At 68.8% G+C, this 13,000-nt stretch carries 11 protein-coding genes; 2 read left to right on the top strand and 9 right to left on the bottom strand.

The features are described 5' to 3' along the window. Positions 1–7: 7 nt before the first annotated feature. The 6 genes from ACL00U_RS07035 to ACL00U_RS07010 form a co-directional block, all read right to left on the bottom strand. Positions 8–1,420, bottom strand: a complete 1,413-nt coding sequence (locus tag ACL00U_RS07035; protein WP_017886654.1) for a cytochrome ubiquinol oxidase subunit I — start codon at positions 1,418–1,420, stop codon at positions 8–10. Between the two features lie 273 nt (positions 1,421–1,693). Then, positions 1,694–2,617, bottom strand: a complete 924-nt coding sequence (locus ACL00U_RS07030; protein ID WP_017886653.1) for an ABC transporter substrate-binding protein — start codon at positions 2,615–2,617, stop codon at positions 1,694–1,696. After that, entirely contained in the window at positions 2,614–3,342 is a 729-nt protein-coding gene (locus ACL00U_RS07025; RefSeq protein ID WP_017886652.1) for an ABC transporter permease, read from the bottom strand. The genes ACL00U_RS07030 and ACL00U_RS07025 overlap by 4 nt, the downstream gene beginning before the upstream one ends. Beyond that, on the bottom strand, positions 3,339–4,055 hold the full coding sequence (locus ACL00U_RS07020) for an ABC transporter permease (RefSeq protein WP_262117442.1): 717 nt from the start codon (positions 4,053–4,055) through the stop codon (positions 3,339–3,341). Before ACL00U_RS07020 ends, ACL00U_RS07025 begins: the two co-directional genes overlap by 4 nt. Next, positions 4,052–4,978 (bottom strand): ABC transporter ATP-binding protein, encoded by a 927-nt coding sequence (locus ACL00U_RS07015; RefSeq protein ID WP_017886650.1) that lies wholly within the window; start codon positions 4,976–4,978, stop codon positions 4,052–4,054. The genes ACL00U_RS07020 and ACL00U_RS07015 overlap by 4 nt, the downstream gene beginning before the upstream one ends. Positions 4,979–5,208: 230 nt before the next feature. Beyond that, a complete protein-coding gene (locus ACL00U_RS07010) occupies positions 5,209–5,856 on the bottom strand; it encodes a TetR/AcrR family transcriptional regulator (protein ID WP_017886649.1) in 648 nt (215 codons plus the stop codon). A 153-nt stretch (positions 5,857–6,009) separates the two neighbouring features. On the opposite strand from ACL00U_RS07010, the gene ACL00U_RS07005 reads away from it, so the two are divergent. Together ACL00U_RS07005 and ACL00U_RS07000 are read left to right on the top strand one after the other, a co-directional pair. Continuing rightward, entirely contained in the window at positions 6,010–7,074 is a 1,065-nt protein-coding gene (locus ACL00U_RS07005; RefSeq protein WP_042537314.1) for an App1 family protein, read from the top strand. A gap of 78 nt (positions 7,075–7,152) precedes the next feature. Next, entirely contained in the window at positions 7,153–9,054 is a 1,902-nt protein-coding gene (locus tag ACL00U_RS07000; RefSeq protein WP_262117440.1) for a glycoside hydrolase family 15 protein, read from the top strand. A gap of 247 nt (positions 9,055–9,301) precedes the next feature. Here the strand turns inward: ACL00U_RS07000 and ACL00U_RS06995 are convergent, their stop codons facing one another. The 3 genes from ACL00U_RS06995 to ctaD all read right to left on the bottom strand — a co-directional run bounded on the left by ACL00U_RS06995 (position 9,302) and on the right by ctaD (position 12,991). Then, positions 9,302–10,675: a glucose-6-phosphate dehydrogenase gene (locus ACL00U_RS06995; protein ID WP_017886646.1), complete on the bottom strand. Its 1,374-nt coding sequence runs from the start codon at positions 10,673–10,675 to the stop codon at positions 9,302–9,304. A gap of 158 nt (positions 10,676–10,833) precedes the next feature. Continuing rightward, a complete protein-coding gene (locus tag ACL00U_RS06990; RefSeq protein WP_017886645.1) occupies positions 10,834–11,250 on the bottom strand; it encodes a cytochrome c oxidase subunit 4 in 417 nt (138 codons plus the stop codon). Between the two features lie 4 nt (positions 11,251–11,254). Further along, positions 11,255–12,991 carry a cytochrome c oxidase subunit I gene (gene ctaD, locus ACL00U_RS06985; RefSeq protein WP_017886644.1) on the bottom strand — a complete coding sequence of 579 codons (1,737 nt, stop codon included), beginning with the start codon at positions 12,989–12,991 and terminating at the stop codon, positions 11,255–11,257. Between the last annotated feature and the right edge of the window lie 9 nt (positions 12,992–13,000).

Below are 13,000 nucleotides of genomic sequence, written 5' to 3'. Positions count from 1 at the left end.
TCCATTTCTAGTAGACCGTCACTTCGTGCTTGACCTCGCCGGTCTCCTCGTCGACCTCGTCCGGGTCGGCGGGGCCTTCTTGCGCGACCTTCTTGATGAGCTTGAACTCGACGACGGCCAGCGTGCCGTAGATCGCGGTGAAGACCAGCAGCGAGATGAGGACCTCGAGTCCGGTCACGTTCGGGGAGACGCCGTCCTTCGTCCGGAGCAGCCCGAACACGAGCCACGGCTGGCGGCCCATCTCCGTGAAGACCCAGCCGACGATCATCGCGGCCATCGGCAGCGGCGCCGTCCAGGTGGCGATGCGCCACACCCAGCGCTGCGTCGGGAACCGGCCCTTGCGGGTCAGCCAGAGTCCGACGAGCGAGACCATGACCGCACCGACGCCCAGGGCGATCATCCAGCGGAACGACCAGTAGGTGACCCAGATGATCGGCTTGTAGTCGCCGGGGCCGTAGACCTGGGTGTACTGCGCCTGCAGGTCGTTGATGCCCTCGACCGTGCCGTTGAACGTGTGCGTCGACAGGAACGACAGCAGGTACGGCACCCGGATCGAGAACAGCTCGTGGACGCCGTCGGGGGTGCCCAGCGTGAAGATCGAGAACGATGCGTCCTTGCCGGTGGCCGTGTTGTACAGCGCCTCGGCCGACGCCATCTTCATCGGCTGCGTGTCGACCATGGTCAGACCGAGCTGGTCGCCGGTCAGGACGGTGAGCGCCCCGGCCGCGAGCATGGTCCACATGCCGAACTTCAGCGCCGGCATCATCGTCTCGAGGTTCTGGTTGCGGGCCAGGTGGTAGGCAGCGACCGAGATGATGACCGCCGCGGCGACCATGAAGCAGGCGAAGAGCGTGTGCGGGAACGCGGCCAGCGCGACCTTGTTGCCGAGCACCGCCCAGATGTCGGTGAGCTCGGCGCGCCCCTTGGCCTCGTTCATCGCGAAGCCGACCGGGTGCTGCATGAACGCGTTCGCCGCGATGATGAAGTACGCCGACATGATCGTGCCCGCGCTGACGCACCAGATGCTCGCCAGGTGCAGGGCCTTCGGCAGGCGGTCCCAACCGAAGATCCAGATGCCGATGAACGCCGCCTCGAAGAAGAACGCCAGGATGCCCTCGAGCGCGAGCGGTGCGCCGAAGACGTCACCGACGAAGCGCGAGTAGTTCGACCAGTTCATGCCGAACTGGAACTCCTGCACGATGCCCGTCACGACGCCCATGGCGAAGTTGATGAGGAAGATCCGTCCGAAGAACCGCGTGAGCTGCAGGTAGTGCGCGCGGCCGGTGCGGTACCAGGCGGTCTGGAACACGGCCACCACGGCCGCCATGCCGATCGTCAACGGGACGAAGAGGAAGTGGTAGATGGTCGTCAGACCGAACTGCCACCGCGACAAGAGGAGCGGATCGAGGAGGTCGTTCATGCGGCGTTTCCGAGACGGGTGGCCGCGCGCTGTTCGTGCACGTCAGTTGCTTCCTGTGGAACGGATACATCAGGTGTCACAGCCCTTGGGACACCCCAACGCTATCGCGACGTCCGTCGATTCGACAACTTGTAGAACCCTCGCGTGCACAAACGTGCAAAGCCCCTGCACGGCACAACCGTGCGGCACGGATGTTCGCTTCGCCCGGTCCGGAAACGACGACAGGCGCCGGGTGGACACCCGACGCCTGTCGCTTCGTTCGTGGAGCTGTGGCTACAGCAGACCCTCGGCCTTGAGCCAGTCCTCGGCGATGGTGGACGCCTTCTCCTTGTCGGCCGTGCTCTTGGTGTTGAGCTCGATCAGGGCATCCGTCGTGAGCTTCTCGTTGACCGAGTCGATCGCGTCGGCAGCCTTCTCGTTGACCTTCTTCGAGACGACCGGCACCACGTTCTGCGGCAGGATCAGGTTCTCCGGGTCCTTCAGCGTGACGAAGCCGTTCGCCTTGATGCTCGGGTCGGCCGTGTAGATGTCAGCCAGCTGGACGGTGTCGTCCTTGAGCGCCTTGACGGTCAGGGCGCCGCCGCCGTCCTCGATCGCCTTGAAGTCGACGTCGACGCCGTAGACCGACTTGAGCCCCTTCGGCCCGTACGGCCGCGTCTGGTTCTCGGAGTTGGCACCCACGGTGAGCTTCTCGTCGACGTTCTTCAGGTCGGCCAGGCTCGTGACGTCGTTGTCCTCGGAGAACTTCTTCGTGACGGTGTAGCTGTCCTGGTCGGTCGCCTCGGCTTCGTCGAGGACGCGGAGGCCCTTCGGCAGGGCCTTGTCGAGTCCGTCGTCGATCTGGTCGGCGGTCTTCGCGTCGGAGTCCTTGTCGAAGTACTGCAGCAGGTTGCCGCTGTACTCGGGCATGACGTCGATGGCGCCCTTCTCGAGCTGCGGGATGTAGACCTCACGCTGCCCGATGTTGAAGTTGCGCTTGACCTCGAAGCCGTCCTTCTCGAGGACCTGGGCGTAGAGCTCGGCGATGATCTCGTTCGAGTAGTACTGCTGCGAGCCGACGACGATGGTCTTCGAGTCGGACGAGTTGCTGGAGCCGCTGTCGAGCGGGTCGCTCGACGCGCAGCCGGCGAGGGCGGCGACGACGCCCACCGCCATCGCGGCGGCGACTCCGGCGCGGATCTTGGGTGCTGTGATCACGAGGGATTTCCTTCCGGGAGTGGATTGCGGGCTCGCTCTCGCGACCCCTGACGCTGTCGGGCCGACGGGTCCGCGGTGCCCTTCGGCACCGCCGCCCGCTGCAGCACGGCGAACACGATCTCGAACGCGATCGCGAGGGCGATCACGAGGATGGAGGCGCCGAGCATCTCGGCGTAGTCCTGGGTCTTCAGGCCGAGGAAGAAGTAGCCGCCGAGGCCACCGGCCCCGACGTACGCGGCGAGCGTGGCGGTCGCGACGACCTGCAGCACCGCTGCGCGGATCCCACCGATCAGGAGCGGGAGCCCGAGTGGGATCTCGACCTTCCACAGGATCTGCCACCCGGTCATGCCCTGGGCCTTCGCGGCGTCGACGACACCGGGGTCGACGGACTCGATGCCGGAGTAGGCACCGGCGAGCACCGACGGGATCGCCAGGATGACGAGCGCGAGCAAGGGTGCCTGCAGCCCGATGCCGAGCAGCAGGCCGAAGAGCGAGAGCACACCGAGCGTCGGGAGCGCACGCACCCCGCCGGAGACGGCGATCGAGACGCCGCGTGCTCGGCGGGTGTGCCCGATCGCGTAGCCGACCGGCACCGCGATGACCGCCGCGATGAGCACCGCGAGCAGGGTGATCCACACGTGCTCCCACACGCGCGTGGGGATGCCGTTGTAGCCGCCGTAGTTCGTGGGGTCGAACACCCACGCGAAGGCCTGTCCGATGATCACGAGGAGACCTCCGCTGCTTGCAGGACCCGACGGGACTGACGACGCGACACCGAGCTCGTGCGGGTCCACGGCAGCACCAGTCGCCCGAGCAGCACCAGCAGGCCGTCGATGGCGAACGCGAGCACGAGCACCATGACGATGCCGGAGAGGATCTCTTCGTAGATCCCGCGCCCCAGGCCGTCGGTGAAGAGCAGGCCGAGGCTCGGGATCCCGAGGACCGCGCCGACCGTGGTCAGCGAGATCGTGGAGACCGCGACGACCCGGAGCCCGGCCAGCAGCACCGGACCGGCGAGCGGGAGTTCCACCCGGAAGAAGCGCTGCGCCGGCGAGTAGCCCATGGCGGTCGAGGCGGACTTGGTCTCGGCGTCGACCGAGGTCAGCCCGTCGACCGTGGACCGCACCATGAGTGCGAGGCCGTACAGGGTCAGGCCGATGACGACGTTGATCGGGCTCTGCAGGCCGGTGCCGATGATGCCCGGCAGCGCCACGAACAGGGCGAGCGACGGGATCGCGTACAGCAGACCGGCGAGGGTCACGATGCTGCTCCCCACCCCGGACGCGAAGCGCGACCCACCGGGCCGCTGCAGTCGGACGACCAGCCACCCGATGGGGATCGACAGCAGGAACGCCACGATGATCGGCGGGATCGCGATCGCGAGGTGGGAGACCGTGTTGTCCCAGATCGTGTCGAGGTTCGCCAGCACCCACTTCACCGGGTGCCCCCACCCTGCGCCGGAGCACCCGGTGCGTCGTGCGACGCTCCGGCCTCTGCTGCTCGGGTGTCGGACTGGGGCACGGCCTGGGCGGCGTCGACGACCCCGACGGGGCCCGTCAGCACACCGGCTGCACGCCCTTCGCCGTCGACGACGATCGGACCGGTCGGGGTCTGCTCGACCCGCAGCGCACGGCGCCCGCGGCCTGCGCCGATGAACGTCGCGACGAAGTCGTCAGCGGGTGCGGCGAGGATCTCGGCCGGCGTCCCCTGCTGGGCGATCTCGCCGCCCTTCTTGAGGATGACGACCTGGTCGCCGAGCTTGAACGCCTCGTCGATGTCGTGCGTCACGAACACGACGGTCTTGCCGAGCTCGCGCTGCAGCCGGATGAGTTCGTCCTGCAGGTCGTTGCGCACCAGGGGGTCGACGGCCCCGAACGGCTCGTCCATGAGCAGGATGTTCGGGTCGACGGCGAGCCCGCGGGCGACCCCGACGCGCTGCTGCTGGCCGCCGGAGAGCTGCGACGGGTAGCGGTCGGCGAACGCGCGGTCGAGTCCGACGGTGTCCATGAGTTCGAGGGCACGCTTGCGGGCATCGGCCTTGGAGACGCCGGTCAGCAGCGGGACCGTCGCGATGTTGTCGACGACCTTGCGGTGCGGCAGCAGTCCGGAGTTCTGCATGACGTACCCGATGTGGCGACGGAGCTCGACGGGGTTGATCCCGGCGACGTCCGACCCGTCGATCTCGACGGTGCCGGAGGTGGGGTCGACCATGCGGTTGATCATGCGGAGCAGCGTGGTCTTGCCGCAGCCGCTGGATCCGACGAAGACGGTGGTGGTCCGGGACGGGATGACCAGATCGAAGTGCTCGACCGCAGTCGTGCCGTCCGGGTAGGTCTTGCGCACCGAGCGGAACTCGATCATGGGGTGCCCTTCTGTTCGGAGGTAGCCCGACTTCGGATGAGAGTACCCGGGGGTGCCGACATCGGTTCGGTCGCGACGCCGCGTGACGGGTTCCGGACGACCGGGCGATCGTGGGACCACCACCGGTTCAGCGCGATGTGTCGGGGGACGACGACGCCCGCGCCTCCTGTTCGGAGGACACGGGCGGGTCGGTTCGGTCACCGGCGTGTCGCGCCGGTTCGACGGGGTCGTCAGGAGGCGGCGATCACCGATTCGAGGTGGGCGCGGTTCATCCGGCGGTACTCCTCGATCAGCTCGGTGTCGGGGTGCTCACGGTCGCGGTGTGCCCGCGCCAGCACCGCGTGACCGGACTCGGCGAGGACGACCCAGGCACGGGTGACGTGCTCGTCGTCCGGCAGACCGAAACGGTCGCGCATGATCTGGCCCACGGCTGCGCCGAGCGCACCCATGCGGTCTTCCGCGTCACCGGTCCCGGTGTCCGCCGGGTCGCCGAACCGGATCGCCCGGAAGCCGGGCTCGGTGCGGTACATCTCGGCGGTCAGGTCGATGAGCGCGTCGTTGGCGTCCTGCCAGGTCTCGGCGCCGCTGGCGTCGAGCGCCTCGACGAAGCGGGCGGCGAGCCGCTGGGTGCAGCGGATCGCGAGCGCCTCGACCACGGCGATGCGGTCCGGGAAGTACCGGTAGACGGTGCCGATCGACGCCCCCGCGCGCTCGGCCACCATGGCGGTCGTGAGCCGCTCGAACCCGATCTCGTCGATCACCGCGGCAGCGGCGTCGAGGAGGCCGGCGAGGCGCGCCGAACTGCGGGCTTGGACCGGCTCGTTCCTGAGCAGTGATGATCCCCCCGGCAGAGCGTTCGTTACCTCGGTGACGAGCACGTGTTCTCCTCTTGCGCTCCAGCGCGGTTCGTTGGCGTGACGGGGACAACTTTCGCAGAACGGACCTGGAACGTGGCTGCGACTCACCAGTTGCGACGCACCAGTTCTGTCCAGCGCGCGGGTTTCGTCAGCCGCCCGTGGGAGGATGACGCCATGCCCGACCCGACGCCCCACGAGCCGTCGTTGGCCGAGCCGCTCCTGCACCGCGCGGCCCGCATCGAGGACGCCGTCCAGGAGTTCCGCGAGCACCGTGCACGCCGCCGCGGCCTGGTCCCCACGGTGGTCCCGTACACCGGCTACGGCGCACCCGGATGGGTCCGCATCCTCTGCCGCGTGCTGCTGACGCGCCGCGGTCTCGCCTCCGACGTCTCCTACGCCGGCGTCCGCGGCTGGAAGAGCTTCACGAGCGTCGCCGTCGACCACGCCGAGGTCACCGTCACCGCCGGCGGGGTCTCGCACGTGGTGCAGACCGACCGTGGCGGCGTCGTCGACACCATCGTCCCGATCGACCTCGAGCCCGGCTGGCGCACGGTGCGACTCTCGGCGGGTGGCGGGCGTGACGTCGAGGCCGACGTGTTCGTGGTGCACCCGGACACCCGCTTCGGGCTGCTGTCCGACATCGACGACACCGTGATGGTCACCTCGCTCCCCCGCCCCATGCTGGCCGCCTGGAACTCCTTCGTGCTCACCGAGCACGCCCGCCGCCCGGTACCCGGCATGTCCGTGCTCTACGAGCGGATCCTGGCGCAGCACCCCGGTTCGCCGACCGTGTACCTGTCGACCGGGGCGTGGAACGTCGCGCCGACGCTGCAGCGCTTCCTGTCGCGCAACATGTACCCGTCCGGCACGCTGCTGCTCACCGACTGGGGCCCCACCCACGACCGGTTCTTCCGCAGCGGCCAGCTGCACAAGCAGCAGAACCTGCGGCGGCTCGCCCAGGACTTCCCGGACATCCGCTGGCTCCTGGTCGGCGACGACGGGCAACACGACGAGAGCCTCTACGGCGACTTCTCGCGGGAGCACCCGGACAACGTCGCGGGCGTCGCCATCCGGCAGCTGTCCACGAGCGAAGCGGTCCTGGCCGGTGGTCGTTCGCGGGCGCAGGAACGCTCCCGCGACTCCTCGGCGCCGTGGGTCTACGCCCCGGACGGCGCCGGGCTCTGGAGCGAGCTCGCGCGCATCGGCATCATCGATTCCGACGCCTCCGAACCGGCCTGAGCGACCCCTCACAACGGTCTCGGCCAGGGCCACCCGTCGCGGACCGCGGCGCACGGCCAGCGGGTGTTCGATCGGTCCATGAGCACCGAGCCGGAAGCACCGCCCACCCCGCCGAACCGCATCGAGGACCACGCCCTGATCGGCGACACCGGGACCGCCGCCCTGGTCGGCCGGGACGGCACGATCGACTGGGCCTGCCTGCCGCGCTTCGACAGCTCGTCGACGTTCGCCTCGCTGCTCGGCACCGAGGACCACGGACACTGGACCCTGCGCCCCGTCGACGGTGACGCCACCGCGCGGTGGCGGTACCGCGGGGACACGCTCGTGCTCTCCACCGTCTGGACCACCCGTGACGGCGTGGTCGAGGTCACCGAGTTCATGCCCGTCGGGGCGCACCGGCCGTCGATCGTGCGCCGCGTCCGCGGCCTCCGCGGCACCGTCGAGATGCGCCAGACGCTCCGCATCCGGTTCGACTACTCACGCGCCCTGCCGTGGATCCGGCAGATCGGGGACGACGACGAACCGGCGCTCCTCGCGACGGCCGGCCCCGGCTCGGTGATCGTGCGCGGGCCGCGGTTCCGTGCCGACGACCACCGGCACACCGCCGTCACGACGATCCACGACGGCGACGTGCTCGACACCGTGCTCACCTGGTACCCGTCGCACCGCGAACCGCCGGAACCCCTCGACGTCGACGCGGCCCTCGCCCACACCCTGTCGTGGTGGACGGGATGGACCGCGCCCGCACAGACCCCCGGCCGGTACGCGGCCGCCACCCGCCGGTCGCTGGTGTTCCTCCGCGCGATGACCCACGGTGAGACGGGTGGCGTCGTCGCCGCCGCGACCACGGGCCTGCCCGAGGACCCCGGCGGCGAACGCAACTGGGACTACCGCTACGTGTGGCTCCGCGACGCGTCCCTCGCGCTCGCCTCGCTCATCGCCCACGGGTACCGGGACGAGGCCACGCACTGGCGGGGCTGGCTGCTGCGGGCCATCGCGGGCGACCCCGCGGACGTGCAGATCATGTACGGGATCGCCGGCGAACGCGAACTGCCCGAACGCGAGATCCCCGAGTTGCCCGGGTACCTCGGGTCGACCCCGGTCCGCATCGGCAACGGTGCCTCGACGCAGTACCAGGGCGACGTCTTCGGCGAGGTCCTGTCCGCGCTGCACGACGCCCGCGAGCTCGGGGTCGAGGAGAACGCCGACTCATGGGCGCTGCAGCGGGCCCTGCTCGGCTACGTCGAGGAGCACTGGCAGGAGCCGGACAACGGCATCTGGGAGATGCGCGGTCCGCGCCGCAGCTTCACGCACTCACGGGTGATGATCTGGGCCGCCTTCGACCGTGGGGTCGCCGCGGTCGAGGAGTTCGGCCTCGAGGGTCCCGTCGACCGTTGGCGGACGTTGCGCGACACGGTGCGCGCCGAGATCGAGGAGCACGGCTGGAACGCCGAGCGCGGATCGTTCCGCCAGCACTACGACACCGACGAGGTCGACGCCAGCCTGCTCGTCCTGCCGCAGGTCGGCTTCTGCCGCGCCGACGACCCCCGGATGACCGGCACGGTGCGCGCGATCGAGGAGGACCTGCGGGTCGGGGACGACGGCCTCGTGCTCCGCTACCGCACGACCGCGGGCTTCGACGGCCTGTCGGGCGCTGAGCACCCGTTCCTGGCGTGCTCGTTCTGGCTGGTGGAGCAGTACGCCGCCTCGGGCCGCGTGGACGACGCCGAGCGCCTGATGGACGTGCTGGTCGGGTACGCGAACGACGTCGGCATGCTCTCCGAGGAGATCGACGTCGCCACGGGCCACCACATCGGCAACACCCCGCAGGTGCTGTCGCACCTCACCCTGGTGTCGGCGGCCGACGCCATCGAGCGCGCCCGGGGAGCCGCCGTCGGACACCGCACACGGTTGTCCGTGCACGACGGGGGCACCCGCTCGTGGACCGGCGAGGGTGAGCGAGCCGGCTCCCCCGCGTGACGCGTCGCTCCACCCCGCGAAGACGCCGTCGTCGTCGCACCACGCCTCGACAACGTCGAGACGCCGCCGGAGCTGGCGGCGTCTCGACAACGTCGAGACGCCGCCGGAGCTGGCGGCGTCTCGACGACACGACGGCGTCTCGCGGTGCTCTGCACGCGACCCACAGACAGACGGGAGGCCCGGTGCCAGCTGGCACCGGGCCTCCCGTCCGTCGGGGCGTCCGTTCAGGACGTCGAGAACGCGTCCGTCAGGACGACGACTCCCAGTCCGCCGGGCCGCGCGAACCGGCGCGGTACTCCTCGAGCGGGACCTCGTCGGCCTTCCAGGCGGCGACGACCGGCTCGACGATCTCCCAGCAGCGCTCGGCCACGTCGCCGCGGATGGAGAGCAGCGGGTCGTCGTGGAAGATGCCGTTCAGGACCTCGCCGTACGGGGTGAGCTCGCCGTCGCTGAACGACGACGACAGGGTGACCTGCCCCATCTCGAACGGGTTGCCGCCACCGTTGGCCGACACCGTCAGCTCGATCTCGTCCGGGTTCAGGACGATGCGGAGCGTGTCGGTCTTCGGGCGACCGCTGAGGCCGGAGGGCAGGCGCGTGACCGGCTTGAAGGTGATCAGCACCTCCTTGCGGCTGGCGCCGAGGGCCTTGCCGGAGCGCAGCGTGAAGGGGACGCCGGCCCAGCGGGCGGTGTCGACCTCGACCGAGATCTCGGCGAGGGTCTCCGTCTGGCGCGACGGGTCGACGCCGTCCTCTTCCTGGTACGAGGGCAGTTCCTTGCCGTCGATGGTGCCGGCCGTGTAGACCGCACGGCGGGACGCGATCTTCGCGTCGTCGCCCTTCAGACGCGTGGAGCGCAGGACCCGGGCGAGCGACGAGCGGAACTCGACCGCGTCGATCGCGGACGGGGCGTCCATCGTGACCAGGCCGAGGATCTGCAGCAGGTGCGACTGGATCATGTCGACCATCGCGCCGGCCTCGTCGTAGTACTGGGCGCGGTTCTCGAGACCGAGGGTCTCGTCGTAGAAGACGTCGACCTTCTCGATGTTCTCGGCGTTCCAGATCGGCTCGAACAGGCGGTTCGCGAAGCGCAGACCGATGATGTTCAGCACCGTGGTGCGGCCGAGGAAGTGGTCGGTGCGGTGCACGCGGTCCTCGGGGACGAGCTTGAGCACCGTCTCGTTGAGGGCCTGGGCGCTCGCGACGTCGGTGCCGAAGGGCTTCTCGAAGGCCAGGGTCGTGCCCTCGGGGAGCTCGACGTGCTGGAGCGCCTCGCAGATGTCGGAGGCGATCTGCGGCGGGAGCGCGAAGTACAGGATCGGCTCGGAGTCGGCCGCGGCCAACAGCGCCTCGAGGTGCTTCGGGTCGGTGGGGTCGCCCTGGATGAACTGCGTCGACTCGATGGTCGCGTCGACCTCCGGCCCCTTGACGTCCTGCGACGCGAAGGACTGCGTGACGATGTCCTTCCACTTCTCGGGGCTGCGCTCGCTGCGGCCCGTGCCGATCAGCTGCACGGGGACGGCACGGCCGCTCTGCAGGAACGTGCCGAGGCCCGGCAGGAGCAGGCGGGAGGCGAGGTCGCCCGTCGCGCCGAAGATGATGAGGGTGCGCTTGTCGGTCACCTGAGGTGACTCCTTTCGCTGTGGTGGGAGGTCCGCTCCAGTCAAGTCGCGGGCGGGCCCGTTTGTTCCGGATCCGAACCGGAGATCTGTGCCCGGACGCACTTCGGGCGGCACCGTTCTGGTGCCGCCCGAAGTGTCAGGTGCGCTGCAGCGCCGGGTCAGTGCCCGAAGTTGCCGCGGTAGTACTCGTAGACCCAGCCGACCAGGGTGATCGCCACGAGGACGAGACCGATCGGGACGATCCAGAGGCCGGCTGCCACGCCGAGGAAGCACACGGCGACCGCGGCGGCCAGCAGGATGGGCCACCAGGACCACGGGCTGAAGTGCCCGAGTTCGGCGTCGCCGTCCTCGATGTTGGCGTCCGGGCGGTCCTCGGGCAGGACGCCGCCCTGCGACGACATCACCTTGCCGAGGTAGAAGGCGATGAACGCCGACATGATGCCCGTCAGGCCGATCGCCACGGTGCCGACCCACTCCGGGTGACCGTAGTAGAGCATCGCCCAGATCGTGTACGCGGCGTCCGCGAGGATGAAGAACCCGAAGAGGATCCAAAACAGGTTGGTGTTCGCGCGCATGGCGTTACTTCACCTCGCCCTTCGCGGCGTCGTAGGTCGGGGCATCGGGGGCGTCCTTCGCAGGACCGACACCGATCGGCACACCGGCCTCGGGGTGGTTCAGGTCGAACGCCGGGGACTCCGAACGGATGCGCGGGATCGACGTGAAGTTGTGGCGCGGCGGCGGGCAGGAGGTCGCCCACTCGAGCGAGCGGCCGTAGCCCCACGGGTCGTTCACAGCGACCTTCGGTGCGTTCCGAGCGGTCACGTAGACGTTGAAGATGAACGGCAGGAACGAGATCGCGAGGATCATCGAGCCGATCGTCGACAGCTGGTTCATCCACGTGAAGCCGTCGTTCGGCAGGTAGGTCGCGTACCGACGCGGCATGCCGATGACGCCCAGCCAGTGCTGGATGAGGAACGTGGTGTGGAACCCGATGAACAGGAGCCAGAAGTGGATCTTGCCGAGACGCTCGTTGAGCATCTTGCCGGTCCACTTCGGCCACCAGAAGTAGAAGCCGGAGAACATCGCGAACACGACGGTGCCGAAGACCACGTAGTGGAAGTGCGCGACGACGAAGTACGAGTCGGACACGTGGAAGTCGAGCGGCGGCGACGCCAGGATGACACCGGTCAGACCACCGAACGTGAAGGTGATCAGGAACCCGAGAGCCCAGAGCAGCGGGGTCTCGAACGTGACCGAACCGCGCCACATCGTGCCGACCCAGTTGAAGATCTTCACGCCGGTTGGGACCGCGATGAGCATCGTCATGAGCGAGAACCACGGGAGCAGGACGCCACCGGTGACGTACATGTGGTGTGCCCACACCGTGACCGACAGGGCCGCGATCGAGATGGTCGCGTACACCAGGGTCTTGTAGCCGAAGATCGGCTTGCGGCTGAACACCGGGAAGACCTCGGACACGATGCCGAAGAACGGCAGCGCGATGATGTACACCTCGGGGTGCCCGAAGAACCAGAACAGGTGCTGCCAGAGCAGGGCCCCGCCGTTGGCCGGGTTGAAGATCTGGGCGTTGAACACACGGTCGAGACCGAGGCCGAAGAGCGCCGTCGCGAGGACCGGGAAGGCCATCAGGACGAGGAGCGCGGTCACGAGGGTGTTCCACGTGAAGATCGACATGCGGAACATGGTCAGACCCGGGGCACGCATCGTGATGATCGTGGTGATGAAGTTCACCGCACCGAGGATCGTCGAGAAGCCGGTCATGCCCAGGCCGAAGACCCAGAGTGTCCCGCCGAGCCCTGGTGTGAACGTCGTGTCACTCAGTGGCGCGTAGGCGAACCAGCCGAACGAGGCAGCGCCCTGCGGGGTGAGGAAGCCGCCGACCGCGATGAGCGAACCGAACAGGTAGAGCCAGAAGGCGAACCCGTTGAGTCGCGGGAAGGCGACGTCGGGCGCACCGATCTGGAGCGGCATGATCGCGTTCGCGAAGCCCGAGAACAGCGGCGTCGCGAACATCAGCAGCATGATCGTGCCGTGCATCGTGAACAGCTGGTTGTACTGCTCCTTCGTCGCGACCACGTGCAGGCCGGGTTCGAAGAGCTGGGCACGGATCACGAGGGCCATCACACCTGCGAGCAGGAAGAAGACGAACGACGCGATCAGGTACATGTACCCGATGGTCTTGTGGTCGGTGGAGGTGATCCACCGGACGACGATGTTGCCCTTCCGGCCCACCTTCGACGCCTGGAAGTCTGGCGAAGCGGTCTGGGTCGGTTGGCCGACGAGTGACGTTGTCATCTGACGAGC

This window comes from Curtobacterium poinsettiae, from assembly GCF_047226435.1.
Classification (GTDB): Bacteria; Actinomycetota; Actinomycetes; order Actinomycetales; family Microbacteriaceae; genus Curtobacterium; species Curtobacterium poinsettiae.
This window is presented reverse-complemented; position numbering and strand designations above follow the sequence as displayed.

What these genes read in the sequence shown, in the direction of transcription:
- ACL00U_RS07035 (WP_017886654.1), bottom strand. Translation starts at nt 1,420, where the DNA reads ATGAACGACCTCCTCGATCCGCTCCTCTTGTCGCGGTGGCAGTTCGGT.
- ACL00U_RS07015 (WP_017886650.1), bottom strand. Translation starts at nt 4,978, where the DNA reads ATGATCGAGTTCCGCTCGGTGCGCAAGACCTACCCGGACGGCACGACT.
- ACL00U_RS07005 (WP_042537314.1), top strand. Translation starts at nt 6,010, where the DNA reads ATGCCCGACCCGACGCCCCACGAGCCGTCGTTGGCCGAGCCGCTCCTG.
- ACL00U_RS07000 (WP_262117440.1), top strand. Translation starts at nt 7,153, where the DNA reads ATGAGCACCGAGCCGGAAGCACCGCCCACCCCGCCGAACCGCATCGAG.
- ACL00U_RS06990 (WP_017886645.1), bottom strand. Translation starts at nt 11,250, where the DNA reads ATGCGCGCGAACACCAACCTGTTTTGGATCCTCTTCGGGTTCTTCATC.
- ctaD (WP_017886644.1), bottom strand. Translation starts at nt 12,991, where the DNA reads ATGACAACGTCACTCGTCGGCCAACCGACCCAGACCGCTTCGCCAGAC.